This is a genomic window from Chitinophaga sp. 10T418 (genome assembly GCF_056394125.1).
The window spans coordinates 32,042-48,811 of record NZ_JBFTHG010000023.1 but is presented as its reverse complement, the minus strand read 5'-3'; the positions used below and the strand labels follow the sequence as shown (position 1 = coordinate 48,811).

19 protein-coding genes are annotated in these 16,770 nt (G+C 45.1%); 11 read left to right on the top strand and 8 right to left on the bottom strand.

All coding sequences use genetic code 11. From position 1 onward, the window contains the following. The 3 genes from AC1DCV_RS34995 to AC1DCV_RS34985 all read left to right on the top strand — a co-directional run. Positions 1 to 2,142 (top strand): T9SS type B sorting domain-containing protein (locus AC1DCV_RS34995; RefSeq protein ID WP_477027545.1); only part of this gene is annotated, 2,142 nt, incomplete at its 5' end. 20 nt (positions 2,143 to 2,162) lie between these two features. Continuing rightward, positions 2,163 to 3,110, top strand: coding sequence for a PorP/SprF family type IX secretion system membrane protein (locus AC1DCV_RS34990; RefSeq protein WP_477027544.1), 948 nt, complete (start codon positions 2,163 to 2,165; stop codon positions 3,108 to 3,110). A 146-nt stretch (positions 3,111 to 3,256) separates the two neighbouring features. Beyond that, on the top strand, positions 3,257 to 3,568 hold the full coding sequence (locus AC1DCV_RS34985) for a DUF1905 domain-containing protein (RefSeq protein ID WP_477027543.1): 312 nt from the start codon (positions 3,257 to 3,259) through the stop codon (positions 3,566 to 3,568). Here the strand turns inward: AC1DCV_RS34985 and AC1DCV_RS34980 are convergent. Continuing rightward, complete coding sequence (locus tag AC1DCV_RS34980) at positions 3,540 to 3,854, bottom strand: nuclear transport factor 2 family protein (RefSeq protein WP_477027546.1); 315 nt, start codon at positions 3,852 to 3,854, stop codon at positions 3,540 to 3,542. The genes AC1DCV_RS34985 and AC1DCV_RS34980 overlap by 29 nt on opposite strands. A 240-nt stretch (positions 3,855 to 4,094) precedes the next feature. Between AC1DCV_RS34980 and AC1DCV_RS34975 the strand changes: the two genes are divergently transcribed. Continuing rightward, on the top strand, positions 4,095 to 4,688 hold the full coding sequence (locus AC1DCV_RS34975) for a hypothetical protein (protein ID WP_477027542.1): 594 nt from the start codon (positions 4,095 to 4,097) through the stop codon (positions 4,686 to 4,688). Here AC1DCV_RS34975 and AC1DCV_RS34970 read toward each other — a convergent pair. Continuing rightward, positions 4,668 to 5,267, bottom strand: coding sequence for a hypothetical protein (locus tag AC1DCV_RS34970; protein ID WP_477027541.1), 600 nt, complete (start codon positions 5,265 to 5,267; stop codon positions 4,668 to 4,670). The two genes, AC1DCV_RS34975 and AC1DCV_RS34970, sit on opposite strands and share 21 nt — an antisense overlap. Positions 5,268 to 5,371: 104 nt before the next feature. Between AC1DCV_RS34970 and AC1DCV_RS34965 the strand changes: the two genes are divergently transcribed. After that, positions 5,372 to 6,166, top strand: a complete 795-nt coding sequence (locus AC1DCV_RS34965; protein WP_477027540.1) for an AraC family transcriptional regulator — start codon at positions 5,372 to 5,374, stop codon at positions 6,164 to 6,166. 83 nt (positions 6,167 to 6,249) lie between these two features. Beyond that, on the top strand, positions 6,250 to 6,810 hold the full coding sequence (locus AC1DCV_RS34960) for a dihydrofolate reductase family protein (RefSeq protein ID WP_477027539.1): 561 nt from the start codon (positions 6,250 to 6,252) through the stop codon (positions 6,808 to 6,810). 121 nt (positions 6,811 to 6,931) lie between these two features. On the opposite strand, the gene AC1DCV_RS34955 is transcribed toward AC1DCV_RS34960, so the two are convergent. Beyond that, positions 6,932 to 7,321, bottom strand: a complete 390-nt coding sequence (locus AC1DCV_RS34955; protein WP_477027538.1) for a hypothetical protein — start codon at positions 7,319 to 7,321, stop codon at positions 6,932 to 6,934. 215 nt (positions 7,322 to 7,536) lie between these two features. Between AC1DCV_RS34955 and AC1DCV_RS34950 the strand changes: the two genes are divergently transcribed. Together AC1DCV_RS34950 and AC1DCV_RS34945 are read left to right on the top strand one after the other, a co-directional pair. Further along, the gene (locus AC1DCV_RS34950) at positions 7,537 to 9,522 is read left to right on the top strand and encodes a tetratricopeptide repeat-containing sensor histidine kinase (RefSeq protein ID WP_477027537.1); all 1,986 of its coding nucleotides are present in this window, start codon (positions 7,537 to 7,539) and stop codon (positions 9,520 to 9,522) included. Continuing rightward, entirely contained in the window at positions 9,512 to 10,147 is a 636-nt protein-coding gene (locus AC1DCV_RS34945) for a response regulator transcription factor (protein WP_477027536.1), read from the top strand. The genes AC1DCV_RS34950 and AC1DCV_RS34945 overlap by 11 nt, the downstream gene beginning before the upstream one ends. Here the strand turns inward: AC1DCV_RS34945 and AC1DCV_RS34940 are convergent. From AC1DCV_RS34940 to AC1DCV_RS34920, 5 genes are all read right to left on the bottom strand, one after another. Next, a complete protein-coding gene (locus tag AC1DCV_RS34940) occupies positions 10,144 to 10,617 on the bottom strand; it encodes a hypothetical protein (protein WP_477027535.1) in 474 nt (157 codons plus the stop codon). The genes AC1DCV_RS34945 and AC1DCV_RS34940 overlap by 4 nt on opposite strands. Before the next feature lie 243 nt (positions 10,618 to 10,860). After that, positions 10,861 to 11,367: a hypothetical protein gene (locus tag AC1DCV_RS34935; protein WP_477027534.1), complete on the bottom strand. Its 507-nt coding sequence runs from the start codon at positions 11,365 to 11,367 to the stop codon at positions 10,861 to 10,863. 89 nt (positions 11,368 to 11,456) lie between these two features. Then, positions 11,457 to 11,837 carry a PH domain-containing protein gene (locus AC1DCV_RS34930; RefSeq protein ID WP_441576845.1) on the bottom strand — a complete coding sequence of 127 codons (381 nt, stop codon included), beginning with the start codon at positions 11,835 to 11,837 and terminating at the stop codon, positions 11,457 to 11,459. An 85-nt stretch (positions 11,838 to 11,922) separates the two neighbouring features. Next, positions 11,923 to 13,227, bottom strand: a complete 1,305-nt coding sequence (locus AC1DCV_RS34925) for a hypothetical protein (RefSeq protein WP_477027533.1) — start codon at positions 13,225 to 13,227, stop codon at positions 11,923 to 11,925. 39 nt (positions 13,228 to 13,266) lie between these two features. Continuing rightward, positions 13,267 to 14,046: a helix-turn-helix transcriptional regulator gene (locus AC1DCV_RS34920; protein WP_477027532.1), complete on the bottom strand. Its 780-nt coding sequence runs from the start codon at positions 14,044 to 14,046 to the stop codon at positions 13,267 to 13,269. Positions 14,047 to 14,211: 165 nt separating this feature from the next. Here AC1DCV_RS34920 and wrbA point away from each other — a divergent pair, with 165 nt between their 5' ends. From wrbA to AC1DCV_RS34905, 3 genes are all read left to right on the top strand, one after another. Beyond that, positions 14,212 to 15,300: an NAD(P)H:quinone oxidoreductase gene (gene wrbA / locus AC1DCV_RS34915; RefSeq protein ID WP_477027531.1), complete on the top strand. Its 1,089-nt coding sequence runs from the start codon at positions 14,212 to 14,214 to the stop codon at positions 15,298 to 15,300. A gap of 61 nt (positions 15,301 to 15,361) precedes the next feature. Then, complete coding sequence (locus AC1DCV_RS34910) at positions 15,362 to 15,904, top strand: GNAT family N-acetyltransferase (RefSeq protein ID WP_477027530.1); 543 nt, start codon at positions 15,362 to 15,364, stop codon at positions 15,902 to 15,904. 168 nt (positions 15,905 to 16,072) lie between these two features. Then, positions 16,073 to 16,741 carry a hypothetical protein gene (locus tag AC1DCV_RS34905; protein ID WP_477027529.1) on the top strand — a complete coding sequence of 223 codons (669 nt, stop codon included), beginning with the start codon at positions 16,073 to 16,075 and terminating at the stop codon, positions 16,739 to 16,741. Positions 16,742 to 16,770: the final 29 nt, after the last annotated feature.

The window sequence follows — 16,770 nt, the reverse complement described above, 5'->3', positions numbered from 1 at the left end:
GGTATTACACTCGGCACAGCAGTTACCGGCACTATCCGTAACACAGCAGGAAAGGATGCGGTGCTCACACTCAATAATGTAGGCAACACTACCGGGGTACTGGTAAATACCACTAATCCGGGTGTAGTCATTTCTACTACCGCTACCTCGCCGGTGATAGCACCATTCACGGCGACCATCACCTTCACTGAAGCAGTGACTGGATTTACGCTGGGTGACATTACCACTACCAACGCAACCCTAAGCGCATTCCAGACAACAGATAATATCACTTACACCGTTCTCGTAACACCTGCCACAGATGGCGCAGTAACCCTMCAGGTACCCGCCAGTGTAGCCGTGAACGTGGGCAATAATAGCAATACCGCTTCCAATACATTAAGCCTCATTTTTGCAGGAACAGCTCCTGTGGTAACAGCAGTAGATGTACCGGCAAATGCCATTTACAGACTTGGCCAGGTACTCTCCTTCACCGTTCACTTCAGTGARCCAGTGAATGTTACCGGTGCTTCATCGCTGGATGTAATCATAGGCGCCWCCACAAGATCCGCTACACTCGTAAGCGGCAGCGGCACCAACGCTTTACTATACAGCTAYACGGTACAGCAGGGCGATATGGACATGGATGGTATTACACTCGGCACAGCAGTTACCGGCACTATYCGTAACACRGCAGGAAAGGATGCGGTACTCACACTCAATAACGTGGGCAGCACTACCGGCGTACTCGTAAATACAACACATCCTTCGGTAGTATTATCTGGTAACATTCCTGCACGTGTGAATGCACCGGTTACCGTGAATATTGCTTTCAGCGAAATGGTGAACGGATTGACCACTACGGGTATCGTTGCTTCCAACGCTACGGTGAGTAACCTGCAAACAACTGATCATATCAACTATACAGCAGTAGTAACTCCACTGACTGATGGAACGATCAACGTGAGCATACCTGCCGGCGCGGCTGCAAATACAGGAGGTAATGAAAATACCGCCTCCAATACGCTGAGCTTTATTTATGACGGTACTMCTCCTGTTATCAGTCCTCAGACTCTCAACATCAACTTTAACAGCCCGGTAGGCACCCAGGCTGGTGTGCTCACCGCCACCGATGCCGCAGGTACAATACAAAACTGGGCGATTACCACAGACGGCAGCGGCGGCGCCTTCGCTATTGATGCAACCGGTGCCATTACCGTAAAAGATGCAGCAATACTCAGCAGCAAGGCCGGTACCACAGTTAGTGTAATCGTTACCGTGAGTGACGGACTGAATACAAGTGCGCCAACAACTATTCTTATCAATATTTCAACCGCGTTTGTCAATCAGCCACCTACTCTTGATGCGATTGCAGATGCTGTTGAATGTGCTGGTACGGAAGAACATACCATACAGCTCAAAGGCATATCAGCGGTAGAACCTGGGCAAACATACAGCATCAGCGTTACTGCGGATCAGTCTTATTTTGATATACTGACGGTGACGAACGGCGTACTGCACTACCAGCTAAAAAGCAATATTACAGGCGGCCTCGCCAATGTTACCGTTACGATCAAAGACAACGGCGGTACTGCCAATGGCGGTGTAGATACACGGCAACGGACCTTCAGCATAACGATCAACACACCACCAACGGTGACAATCAACAGTAATAAAGGCAATACTGTTTCTAAAGGCGATATCATACAACTCACCGCCACCGGAGGTAATAACTACCACTGGACAACGGTAGACGGCATTATCAGCGGACAACAAACCGCCGTACTTCAGGCAAGAATTAAGGTCAATACCACTTACGAGGTAACCGTAGTCAACGCTGCAGGATGTCGGAACACCGGCAGCATTAATATTGCCGTAGTAGAAGATTTCAAAGTAGAATCTACCAATATCCTGACACCAAACGGGGATGGCAAAAACGACAGATGGGTGATCCGTAACATCGACAGCTATCCTAATAATGAAGTGAAAGTGTATGATCGCGCAGGGCGCATTGTGTTCCAGCGCAGAAACTACAGCAACGACTGGGACGGCACAGTTAACGGTAGTCCGCTGGCAGAAGGCACCTACTATTACATTCTGACAATCAGCGGCAGCACGAAAACGGCGAAGGGATATATTACCATCATCCGGGATCAGCAATGACCCCATTAAATTGTGATATCATGCATCTTTCATCAGGTATACAATACTATATAAAACATATGCGGACATTATTGCTTTGTTTCGTGTTGCTGACAATAGCAGGTTATCAGCAGGGCTGGGCTCAATCCCTCAGTAATACACCTGCCCTGCTGGAACCCTCTTCTACCCAGTATTTCCAGAATCAATACCTGGCCAACCCCGCTATGGCGGGGGTAGATAGCGGTCTGCATCTGAATGCCGCCTATCGCCGGCAACTGAATGGCATTGACGGTGCACCCATCTCCAAATTTTTCACGGCGGATGGGTATATCGGCAACCGGGTGGGCGCTGGCCTCCATGTCTTTAATGATGAGGCAGGATTGTTAAACCGCACCCGCATCGCACTCTCCTACGCCTACCACCTTCCCTTGGGTGATCGCGGACAAACACTCCACCTCGGCCTGTCGCTGGCTATGAATTTCCAGCGCATAGACTATAAAGCAGTAAACGGAGAAGAAACCGATCCATCTATCGGTGCGTTTAACCGCCGTGATAACTATTTTGAAGGAGAGTTTGGAGCGGCTTATACCAATGAACACTGGACCCTGCAGGGATCATTACCCAATATAAGGTCCCTCTTTACCGGCGATGATAAAGCAGTAGATGGTGGTACCATTTATTTCACGGCACTTTCCTATAAATTTCAACCGGAAGGTGCTGTGAGCAGCATCATTCCCAAAGTATGCTATAGGGGAGTAAGAGGAGGCGACAATATACTGGATCTTGGTTTGAATGTAGGCTTCCTGCGCAATGTGGCCAATGTGCTGGCACTATATCATACCTCCGGTAGCTTCACCGGAGGAATAGGTGTCAACATCCTGCAAACCGTTACGCTGCAGGCCATGTACACGACTCAGACCAACGGTATGAAAACTTATGTAGATGGTGGATATGAAATAGGGCTTACTGTTAACCTTTTCAGGCAATGATGGGAAAATAGCGGCAATTGTAACGGTCCATCGCAGGCGTTTATTTTGTCGCAATTGCCCCTCAGAAATACGTGATTACCCCTCCAGTCCCTCCGGTATTGGAAATACCTTTGCTGTATCATTAAGTCATCATTAAATCAAATACAATGACAAACTTAACAACTTCCCGCAAAGCAACTCCTGCCACCGGTACATTAAAGAAACAGTTTACCGCCACCCTGCTGAAGAGCCCCAATAAAGGCGGCTGGACTTATGTCATCTGGCCCGAATCAGTATCCTTCTTTGGAACCAGAGGACTCGTAAAAGTAAGAGGTACGGTTGATAACCACCCGTTTGAAAGCTCCTTTATGGCATTGGGTGATGGCACACACAAATTACCCATCAAGGCAGATTTGCGCAAACTGATCAAAAAAGAAGCAGGCGATACGGTTACGGTTCGACTGGAGGAGCGGCTGTAACACTGGAAACATCCATGATATAACTCGTCAGCTGACGGATTTTTCCGCCTTCCATATGGAACATATCACAGAATACAATACGAAGTATGCCGCCGTCTTTTCGTTTAGACTGCACCGTGCCTTCAGCCACCACCAGGTTGCCTTCTTCCACCATACGTATAACGGTGATGGCAGGACTACCCACAAAGGCATCGTTTTCTATTGCGCCATCAAAAGCGGCTTTGCCGGTCAGATGATAATAACCGGGCAGCTCCCATATTACATTGTCAGTTAAACAGGATAAAATGGCTTCATGGTCCGTTCAGGAAAAAGCTTCCATGTACTTTGCCACAGTTTGTTTATTCTCCGTCATGTAATGATTCGTTTTAAACAAAGTTACCAGTAACCCTTTACATCATGGGGGGCATACCTGCCAAAACAGCGGGCATTTTGCACCAAATTGTTTTAATTTGCTGCTATGATCCATTTCCCTAAAACAGCAAGTTTCCAACGATTATCAGCCAGCATACTTTTTTGCATGCTTTGTATGACAGCATCAGGCCAAAACAAAATCAATACTTATCAGTCGTTGTTCCAAACTAACCAATACCTGAAATACTGGACAAGTACCCTGTCTCATTTCAGTCTGTCTTCATTTACCTATACCCGCACGATTAATTTCGAAAATATGATCACGGATGACAGTCTGAATAGTAACGACCCCTCTTTTCGGCAAACATTCGGGAAACTCGTCAGCTATTCACCCGATAAGAAAAAGTACCTCGATCTGAATAGTGGCCAAATTGCGTTCGATACGGTGTACACTAACGGAAAAAAAGAGGTTAATATTTTAGCAGATATAGATCAGTACCTGACCCTCGGCGACTACACCAACAAAAAATCTACCCGCCTCCTCTTTATGGGTGCTACGTCATACATGGATGAAGCAGAATGGATATCAGATAACACTTTTATAGTGGTCGGGCTAAACACGGAAAAAGAATCTTTTTCTCCGTTCATATACATAGGGGATATTAAAAAACGACAATTTTATTGCTATCTCACAAACAATAAAGACATAACACGACGTAGTTCTTACAGATCTCCCAAATGGAACCGATTAAAGGGGGTTAAGTTCTAAGCTATCTATAGCAATGCAGGCTTCCAATATACGAAACATGCCATTCAACGCATCTGAGTAAGCATCCGGCAGGGTGGCAAATTCAAAATTGATTTGGGGTGACCATAAAAAATAATTGGCAAAAACTTCATAATGGAATCTGACGATATCGCTGTCGAATAGGTTAAGTAATTCGCCGTTATTTACCTGAAGGGCATAGTCCTTCACTAGCCCAACATTATGATAAACGGATTCCAGCAAATCCGTGGCTGTGGCAGGAATATTCCGCATAGACAAAACATCCAGATCCATTACGAAATCAGGGCTTTCTATAAGATCGCACTCTCTTGCCCATGCCTGTAGTAATTGAATATCAAAGAAATGGTCCGTATTTAAAACAACCCGGAATACGTCACCCCGATTTGAGAATAACAATAGCTTCCCATTCGTATCCACTATGAATTTATCAATATCATGATCATCAGTTCCCCAAACAGTATAATAGGAAGCTCCTTTATATATTACTTCGACTAAAAATTTTCTGTATTTCTGCGACGGATCCTCATTCATTGCTGTTTTTCCCGGTTCTTCCTTACTCATTAAAATTATTTCTACTAAATTATAAAAATAAACGAGTTATTCTCCTATTCGGGATTTTCTTACATTCGTTATCAGCACACCTTCACAACGCAAGTATCCTGGTCATGAGAACGCAATTGATTTTACCACACACGTCCATTTCAGGCTATGTCAGCAATATAGTGGTGATTGAAAACAATAATGTTTACCGGGAAACGATTTTACCGCTCATTGCCAGGGGCTATCCCAGCATCGTTTTCCAGCTCACGGATACCGGCCTGCTGGTAAGTACCGATAAAAAGATGGACAACCTGGTACTCTACGGCCAAAATATAAAACCCATAGCACTTCATGTAGCAGGACATATCACCGTGATTGCGTACTTCCTGTATCCGCATATTTTAAAAACCCTGTTTGCTGCAGACGCAAAAGAATTAATAGACAGCAGTATCGATTTAAGTCTTACCAAAACGGCCAGGGACATGAGTCTCAAAGAACAACTGCTGAATGCCCGCAATCTGCATACCCGTCTTCAGCTCCTGGACAGCTATGTATTGAAGTTGGCTGCCCCTAAGCATGGCGCCTCATCTCCGGATGCTATTTCTTTTGCCACCCGGCTCATACAAAGTAATAATGGCCTGGTTTCCCTGCCGGAGGTACAGAAAGAACTCTATGTAACCGAACGGACTTTACAACGCCTGTTTGAATCACATGTGGGTGTTTCGCCTAAAACCTTCGGCCGGATCTGCCAGTTCCATTCTGCGTTGCAACACCTCCATCAGACACAATTTTCGGATATGATCAATGTGGCCTACGCAAATGGTTATGCTGATCAAAGTCACCTGATCCGGGCCTTTAAGGAGTTTACCAACTATTCCCCTCTTGAATACCTGAAAGCTGCTACTGATTTCCCGCGCTGATCCCCGTTTGTCCAAAATTGTCGGGTTTGTTCTATCATTTCCTTTGGGGCTGCAGTTACTTTGTATCATTAAATCAAAAGTATATGAGAAAGATAATTGTTTCCGCCTGGGTAACACTGGATGGCATCTTCGATGCAGACACCATGGGTCAATGGTTTGCTCCTTATGACAGCGAAGACAGAAGAAAGTATATCCAGAATGGTATTCTGGCTTCCGGCGCATTTCTATTCGGCCGTAAAACATACGAAATGCTGGCTCCCTATTGGTCTTCCCTGAAGAACAATGAAATGGGGGTAGCAGATCAGCTAAACAATTCACCTAAGTATGTGGTTTCTTCTACGCTGCAACAGGCCGACTGGAATCATTCTACCATTATCAAAGAAAATGTGGTGGAAGAAATTACCCGGCTGAAACAACAACCTGGTAAGGATATCCAGATAGAAGGAAGTGCTGCACTGATACAATCGCTGGCAGCAGCCCACCTGATAGATGAGTATCAACTCCTGGTACATCCGGTGGTGATGGGAAGTGGCAAACGCTTTTTTAAAGATGGGCTGCAGGTGGAGGGATTGGAACTGATAGCAACTCAAACCCTGGAGCTGGGAGTCGTGTTCCTCCGTTATCGGGCCGGAAAAAAGAAATAAAACGAAAGAAGGCACTGGTGATCCAGCGCCTTCTTCGTGTCATGATCCATATGACAAGCATACAGCACAAGCACTGTCGCTCTATGTTAATCCACCTGTTTAGTTTTGCGGTATTTTATTATTAAAAGGAATACTGCGCGGTTCCTGACAATATAGTTCCTGTGGAAGTAGCTTCTTTCTTTAACTGACCATCCACATAAATCTGTACTTTCAGCGTAGCGGTGCTGGCAACAGCATTACCATTGATGGTGATATTGGCACTAACAGCAGATGCAGGAACGTTGATTTCAGCACTTGACCAGGTATTACCGCTGAGATTGGATGCGGAGGTAATCTGGGTATCATATCCGTAAGCAACAATGCTTAAATTCACGCCTGCAGAACCTACAGCCTTAAATACCAGTTTGTGGGAGGTTCTTCCCGGAGCATCATCTTTATCGTCTTTCTTACAGGCGCTAAATAATGTCACGATCAATAAAGCTGGAAATAAAATTTTTCTGAGTACTTTCATATTTGTGTATTGATAGCATGCCTACTCTTTTATGCTACAGTTTTCGGCTTCCCTGTTTCTGACACTTATATGGCTAACATTCAACAGTACAGTCGCAAAGTTAAAACGGCGGTTCGCAGCAGACAATACCCGGATACCCGGTTTTATAACTACCTGTTTCCAGGTATTTTTGGTAAAGGGTACGATGTATCCACAATAGTTATTATTTTGCCTGTATGAGAAGACTGTTTTTCCTCTTATTCCTATTGATAGCAAATAACTGTTTTGGGCAAATACATCTGAGCGGGAAGTCACCCACCGATAGCCTGGAAACCGTATTATTGCGGAGTGGCTCAGACAGTATCCGGGTCAGGGCCAGTTTTGCATTGGCTGACTTCTGGACAGCGAAAGATACCCTCAAGGCCAGGAAATTCCTGGAAGACGGCGTGCCATACATTAAAAAACAGCCTTACTTACAGGCGTTGTATTATTACTTTGACGGTCACCTGCTCGCTCAAAATCACCCGGACGAAAGCCAGGAGAAATACATGTTGGCTGATTCCCTGCTTAGCCGCTTTAAAACCCAGGAGGCCTACCTTTTCAGGGCCAAAGCCTGGTATGAGTACGGCAGACTACAGCAGCACAAGGATAACTATAAAACATTCGCCGATATTATACTTAACAAGTCCATTCCCCTGGCCCGGCAATCGGGCAACCAGACACTGATCGGAAAAAACTACCTCGGACTTGCCATTATATTTAAAAATGCCGGCCAGTTCGACAAGGCGGAAACTTATTGTCAGCAAGCCATTGAGATATTAAAAACCGTTCCCCCGCCCAGCCCCGAACTGATTGACGCCTACCATACCATTGCGGAAAACTATTCACTGGCCGGAAAAAATGTCAATGCCAGGGCGGCACTGGATAGCATGTATCCCTTGCTGAGCGCCTACCCTGACTCAGAGTATTATCTCGACTATTACAACGCGGAAGGTCTCTATTTTACCGTTAATGGCCAATTCAAAGATGCACTGGCCAGTCTCGATAAAGGAATTGCCCTGGCAAAAAAACTCGGGCTCGATTATGAGGAACAACGGTTGCTGATGCAAAAATTCTACGCCTATTATAACGATAAAAGTTACCTGCCTGCTAAAGATGTGCTAACCCACCTGATGAAACAGAAGCTGATGATGGGTATAACCAGCAACAGGCTACAGCTGTATTATGGTATGGCGGCGACTTACGAAGGACTCAAACAATGGGGTCCGGCATATGAGTGGATGAAACGTTACAGTGAGCTCAGTGACAGCGTGTCTCAGAGCCAGTTAAAAAACGATGTACATGCGCTGGAAATAAAATACAAGGATGCAGAGAAACAAAAAGAAATCAATGCACTGAAAGCCCGGCAGATACAGGAATCCCTGGCCGCCAAAAACACCAGGCTGTTGAACTGGCTGCTGGGATCTGCCAGTATCTTTTTGCTGCTGGTCCTCATATTTGCCCTCGTCATTTACCGGAGCAACAAAAAGTTGCTGGCACAGAAAGAACTCAGCTACCAGCAACATCTTCACGAAATAGAACAGCAACAACAGCTGCAATTCAGTCAGGCGGTGCTACAGGGAGAAGAGCAGGAACGCCGGCGATTGGCGCGCGACCTGCACGATGGACTAGGTGGTATGCTCGCAGGTGCTAAAATAAATTTGTCTGCACAAATTGAAGATACCTTCTCTGTTGATCAACGCACAGAACTGGAAAAGATTACGCTGCAGCTGGATAATTCTGTTACTGAGTTGCGCCGCATTGCGCATAATATGATGCCCGTTAACCTGCTCAAATTCGGCTTAACCACAGCCCTGAAAGATCTGTGTGAATCACTGATGAGTGAAACCACCCATATCGATTTCCAGGCACTGGGTATAGAAGATACCCTTCGGGAAGAAGTACAGATCCATATCTACCGCATTGTACAGGAACTTTTGGCCAATGCCATCCGCCATGCACATGCTACTAATATCATATTGCAATGCAGTCAGAATGATCAACTCTTCTTTATTACCCAGGAAGATAATGGCAAAGGCTTTGATCCCAATACCGCCGGCCCTGCAAAAGGTATTGGTTTGAGTAATATAAAAAACCGGGTAGGCTTCCTGAAAGGAAAAATTGACATAGATTCGGTACCGAATGAAGGAACTACCATAAATATTGAGCTACATGTTAACTAAAAACACAACGCTTGCCATTGTTGACGACCACCCTATTGTACTGGAAGGCCTGCAAAGGCTGCTGGCAAACGTGAATGGAATAACTATCACAGGCTGCTTTACAACAGGAACCGCTTTTATTTCCTTCTTAGAGGAAAATAAAGTAGATATCCTGTTACTCGATATCACCCTGCCGGATATAAATGGTATAGAGTTATGTAAAACCATAAAGGAGATGTCGCCCGCCACACATGTGCTGGCGCTGAGCAACCATTCCGAACGTAGCATGATACTACAGATGATTCAGAACGGCGCCACCGGTTACTTACTCAAAAACATCTCTTCTGAAGAATTAATTGCCTGCATTCACGAAGCCATGAGTGGCCTCATCACCTTCAGCAAAGCAGTCAGGGAAATTATGGCCCGCCCGTCGGTAGGTGAATTAAAAAGTACCCCCCAGCTCACCAAAAGGGAAAAGGAAATACTGTATTTAATAGCAGAAGGTCAAACCACGCCGGACATCGCACAGCAACTGAATTTGAGTCCACTGACCGTAGAAACACATCGCAAAAACCTGATCCAGAAATTCCAGGTAAGAAACGTAGCTGCGTTAATAAAAATGGCGAGTCAGCAAGGGCTGGTTTAACGCGCTTTTTTCGTCAGGTCGAGATCTGCCACTTCTACATCCCAATGCGCCAGCAACAATTCGAACCGATGCTTCTCCGCATTTTGAAAAGCTTCCTGGTCCGGATACAATGCTTTTACATAGGGGGCTGTCAGATTTTCATCAAAAGCCAGTGCCGCATTTTTAAAAACCACTGTCACGCGAAAATCCCAGCGGGTATCTTCCCCACTGTGCAGTCGTGGGCTGCTGGCGGTAATGCTGATCACATCTCCTTTTTCCTGCGCTTTTCTGAGTAATGGTAAGTGGTTGGCTTTCCACAAACTGATAAATTCAGCGGCACTCCCCCACTTCACCCGGTAATAATCTTCTACTGCAAAATATTCACTGCTGGCGGATTTCTGCGCGAAGCCGGATTGGGAAATGGCGGCTAAAAAAGCACCCATAAAAAGTACTTTCAACATAAAACGACGATGAGAAGCAGGTAAGTTCATTTGTATTTTTTTGGGATGATAAGAATTAGTACTGCTGTTTATAACAGTTAAAAATGGTGGTGTTATTAATATTGACGGGTATCTAACAGTAACGGATATACGATACTTCAGCAACCGGAAAGTATCTCTGTTCGTTTCCTGCATTACCACGCCCATTAGTCCACTAAATATGTAGACAAATATATTCCGTTAATCCGGAAAAACAAATTTTGATTGAAGGACCGCTGTAGGAGATACTATATTTCAGGAATTGTTGTTGATTGCGCGTAATTCCCGGCCGGAAACTGCTTTAGTTTCCCAGGCCTGTTTTACCCGAAGGAGTAGGATGAAGTAAGGAATTTTCAGGAAAACCCAGAAGATACTTCCCATCTCTGCAGAAATTATCATACCGGAGAGAAACTCTCTGACAAGGGAATACACTCCTAATAGTATAGAAATCGTAGTGGCGATAATTGCGAACAATACGGCCCATTTCTTTTCCAGTAATAAAAAAAGATTGGTCAAAAAGAGCAGCACAGGAAGTAACAGATCGATGTAAGATAAAATCGAGAACCTATCTGTTATGAACCCCGAATCAAATGCTCTCTGGTATTGTACATAAGCGTAATAGAGCCAGGGTATGGTGTAACCTGTCGTAAGCAGGTAAAACCACACATATATTTTCAACCCCAGTGGCATAAGCTCCCGGCGGCGTAGCTGTGTTCCTTGTATAAAATCCTGATCAAAAATCGAAGATGGATCCTGTTGCATAGTAAAATAATATAGGCATTCGGGTTAGCCGGAATAACAAAGCCGCTCCAACCAAACCAGTTAAGCGGCTTTACTGTATTTTCAACTGATTAATTCAACACATAAAATGCCAGCACCTTCTGCACATCGTACACGTTCACTGATTTATTAAACTGCTTTACTATGCTGGGCTGCAACTCGCTGGAGATCCAGATCTTCAGCTCCGCATCCAGATCAAAAGTACCTGCTGTTTCCACGCTGAATCTCGATATGCTTTTATACGTCACACTGCGGTATTCGGTTTTACTACCGGTAATGCCTTGTTTATCGATTAGTATTAAACGCTTATTCGTAAAAATAAACGTGTCCCTGATCAGTTTAAAACCGAGTTCAATGGTTTCTGAATCGATCAGCAGTTTACCATAATCTTTGATTAATTGTTCCTGGCTTACTTCGCCGGCGTTGCCCAGTAGTCCTGAAAAGAATCCCATAATATAAGGTTGAGTTTAAATGCTACAGGGGCAAAGCTATGAAATATGTTCATTTTCCATATCATAAAAATCGAAATTATCAAGCTTATTCCAGTATCAGTTTGATTTCATTATTCCTTCGCATATCTGTACTGAGATTGAATGTTTTCGATTTGCGGCCATAACGGATCCGTAGTTCAGCGGTATTGGGCGGAATAGATCCGAGGTTGTCTGCGGTGAATAATAATATATTTTCTCCGGGTTGCAAATGAATCCGGATTTCCTGCATCACCGTTTTAACCGGAAAGCCGGTCGCAATCCACTGCCCGTTAAGTGACAGGGAAATGCTGTCTCCATCCTGCACTTTAGTATCTCTCAGCTCTAGTACAATTTCGGCGGTGTTGACGGGAATACTGGCCACCGGAACGTTTTCACGGTGTATCACATTGGTGGTGATGTTGGTTACGGGGCCCGGAACAATCCCGGTACGCTTTCCACTGGCTGGATGATAGATATTGGCAACAAGAAAGGTCGCATAGGCATTCGACTGGTTACTGAAATTAAATTTGTATTCTTTGTTGTCGATAGTAGCTTGTAAAAGGCCCGTGTTAGGTGGCAGATGCCCGTAATTGTCCGCGAAAAAAATGAACCGGTTGCTACCGGTATCCAGCGTTACGTTCAGCCGCCGGTTATGATCATTTATTTGCTCCCGGGTAAAAATCGCCTTGCCATTATGCAGCAGGGTAACGGTATCTTTATCGTATTGCTCCTGGTCAATGATCTGCAGCGCAATAAGACTATCGTTTGATATAATGCTGTCGTACATGCCGAAGTATACCCGGTTATTTTCCGGATGCAGTATACGTTGCACAGTGGAATCGGCCATGGGCTTATTGCCGGCTTTGGTGAGTGTCGCCGCACCCCGGTACAGAAAATCGCGTAATGCCACTTTTGATTGCTCGTAAATTTCATCATCCTCATCAAGCCCCCGCATCCAGATATCAAATTTATCTATCCACATACGATTCAAAGCGATCTTACCATCCTGGTAATCAAGGGTGCCATTAAGATACCACATCCAGATACCCAATTTAAAAGGGGTTTGCTCCAGTGGATACTTGTTGCGCCCAATGCCCAGCTGCTGCTCATTTTTTTTGGCCAGCAACAGTTCATACCTGCCCCTGAATTCGCCGTATTGAATTTTTATAGTAGCCGGATACAACATCCCGGCTTCGGGGGTACCAATATGCAGCTCCATCGTAATGGGGGAACCTACGCCCCAGGGCTTAACAGCAGTTCGCCAAATGCCCGTCCATTTGTCCGTTTGCGCGGTGGCTATCGTGGCGGTGACGGTTAACAGGGCTAAGCAAAAAAAGAATTTGTTTTTCAATGGCGTAAGATAATGGTTCATCTTTCCCAATTTAATACAAAATATCTGCACAAACATGGCCTACTTAAACATATCCTGTGGCCGCACTCCGATTACCTGCTTAAAGGTATTACTGAAAGTAGGTACACTACTGTATCCTACTTTATAGGCCACACTGCTTACATTTTCTGCATCCTGCGACAACAGTTCCACTGCCTTGATCATTCTCAGCAACTTGATATAGGAGGCGGGCGACATCCCGATATCCTTTTGAAACAAGCGCTCCAGCGTTCTCTCTGAAAAAGCATGCCGGCTGGCAATATCTTTCAGGTTAAATGAACTATCGATCTGAGAAGTCAATTCATCTGCAATTTCAGCAAGCCGTTTATCCTGTGGTACCGGGATCATTAACGGTACCGAAGCGCTGCACATCAAAGGCAGACTGCTTAATATAGCCTGCAGAAAATCTGCCTCTACCGGATCATAATCTTTCAGTTGCGAATATTGCGCAGTGTGCAGGATCATTTCCCGCAGCACTTTAGGTGTATGAAAGATGTTGATGTCGTTAAAAAAAGATGACTGCTGATTGGACTTAAAAAAGGTACATCTCAAAAAAACATTCTCTTCCGGGGAAGAACTTTTATGCAACAGCAGTGGCGGAATCCACGCACAATGATGCGTAGGCAACAGGTATTTTTTATCTGCGGTATGCAGGTACTGAAAACCATGTTCCACATAAATCAATTGTCCCTTTTCATGTGCATGCCATTCATCTGAAAAAATCCATTTCTCTTCATGCCATACATATGCATCCTTTTTCACTTCGTCTACTGTCAGGTGACAGAATCGGGCTCTTTCCACGTTTATGTCGGTTTTGAATAACTAATTGGCAAATTTAGATATTTAACTCCAGAAGCGATGTATCAACTTTGCGGCAGGAAATTAAACGACATCTGAAAAATGAAACAATTATTTTTGATCTGCTTCACCTGTATATGCTTTCATACGCTTAAAGCCCAATCTGATATGAGCAACAACCCTACCCGTGTGCTGGTACTTTTTCATTCTGAATCCGGTGGTACTTATAAGATGGCAAAGGCCATAGCTGCCGGGATAGAAAAACAGGGCGCCACGGCTGTTTTAAAACAGGTGCCTCCCATCAGTAAAACAGAAAAGGCTGCAGTAACAGCGGTACCATATGCCACCATATCAGAACTCCCACAATACGATGGTATTGCCTTTGGTTCGGCTGTTCATTTTGGAAACATGACGGCTGCCATGCGGCAGTTCCTGGATGGATCGGTGGATATATGGACCCAACATTTGCTGGAAGGCATACCCGCTACGGTGTTTATGTCTGCCGGCAGTGGAGCCGGCAGGGAAGCTGCCATACTCTCCTTCTGGAGTACCCTGGCCGTGCATGGAATGGTGATAGTACCTACCGGTATTATGGGCGCCGCTACCCTGAATAAAAACATTGCGCAGGGGAATACCGTTTTTGGCGCTACTTCTCTTGCAGGCATGCCGGGTGCTGAAAGGCCGTCAGAGAGCGAAATACAGCAGGCTACTTTACAAGGGGCCGCATTAGCCAAAGTGGCAATGGCCCTGTCATCATCACACAAAAGAAAGAACATGGAAGCGCCCAAAGCCACGACAGACGAGATCGAAGTACGCATGAACAAAGCGGGTATTCTTCTCCCGGAAGTACCGGCACCGGCAGGTAACTACAAACCATATACGAAAACCGGTAACCTGGTGTACATTAACCAGGTAGCCCTGAAAGATGGTAAAATTCTGCACCCCGGTATTATTGAAAAAGATATAGATATCGCCGCAGCCAGAGCAGCTACCAGGCAAACCATGCTGAATGTGCTGGCCGTGCTGAAAACAGCCTGCAATGGGGATCTGAGCCGCGTAAAACAGTGCGTACAACTGACCGGATTTTTTAACACGCAACCCGGATTTAAAGACCATGCGCTGCTGATGAATGAAGCATCCGACCTCACCGTCACTATTTTCGGCGACAAAGGCAAACACGCCCGGGCTACTGTAGGCGCATCTTCTATTCCGGTGAATTCTGCAGTAGAAATACAAGCCATTTTTGAGGTAGAGTAAGCGAGCCCGGAGATTGCTTATCATGAACTATTATGGTACTTTGAGTCCTTAACCAAACAACATGGAAAAGAAAAAGATTTCACTCAAACCGGTCGATACAAAAAACTGGAAAGATTTCGATACACTTTTCCAGGGTAAGGGAGGACCAAAGTACTGTTGGTGCATGGTTTGGCGTGCCACTAAAGAAGAACTTAAGCACAATAACCCCGAAAGCAAAAGAGGCTTTATGAAGGACCGTGTAAAACAGGAGATCCCCATAGGATTGTTAGCCTATCAGCAGGAGGAGCCGGTAGCCTGGTGTTCCATAGCACCCCGGGAAACTTATCAGCGCCTGGGAGGTGATGACACACTGGAAAAAGTTTGGTCGCTGGCATGTTTCTTCATTAAAAAAGATTACCGCAGCCAGGGCCTGGTGGAAAAATTAATTGCCGGTGCTAAAAAATACGCAAAGAAAAATGGCGGAAAATACCTGGAAGCTTATCCTGTTGAAACAGACTCTCCCAGTTATAAATTTATGGGTTTCATACCCTCTTTCGAAAAAGCAGGTTTTAGTTTTGTAAAGAAAGCCGGAACAAGAAGGCACGTGATGACCTGCAAACTTTAGCAACCCTCAGCAATGATCAGCGAAAATACTATCACGCCCCTTTTTATGGCCGCCTATCTTTGAAAGCGGAAGCACCACGTCTGTCATAAAATACCGAACAATGAAAAATTCACCGCTGTAAAGGCCCCTGTTACTTTCATCAGACAGGACACTTCCTTTATTGAAATCATGTATAAACCAGTAAAAGCCGTTGCCGCATTACCGCAGGAACTGCTCATCCAATATTACCTGGTGAAGGGAGAAGCTTATAGCAGAAAAAAAATTATCCTACATTATCAGCAGCCGGCGACTATTGACAGACTGGAAGCAGAACGCTTTATCATCAGTAAATCCGCTACCGGTGGAGGAAGAGGCGAACCTGTATTTGCAGATGGTAAATGGTTTTTCGGACTGGAATATCCTGCATCGTATACCCGTCACAGTGATGGTAACACACCCGCCGGTTATGCACGCTATTATGACAAAGTAGGTAACTACAGCTTCATAGACCTGGAAGGCAGAGACGTAGAACCGATGGCAGCAAAGGGTATGGTACGACTCATGCACTTCCCTGGTTATGCAGTGGCGGAAGGGAATAACGGGCATTATATTCGTAGCAAGACAGTCGTAGCTGGTTGTGCTGAAGAACATTTGTCGGCGGAACAATCGTTCACACAGTACTTAGCTACGATGCCCTATGCGGGAAAAATCATAACGATTACCTACAGTAAAACGAGTGGCTTTGAAAGTCATTTGCTGGTAGAACGTCGCGTGGCAGCACCGGTGGCAAAAGAAGGAAAGGGACAGCTGTGGCCTGTTACCAATGGTAGCAGAAGACAAACCATTCAACTGTTTTAATAAGCATTCACCATAAAAAAACCTTGTAG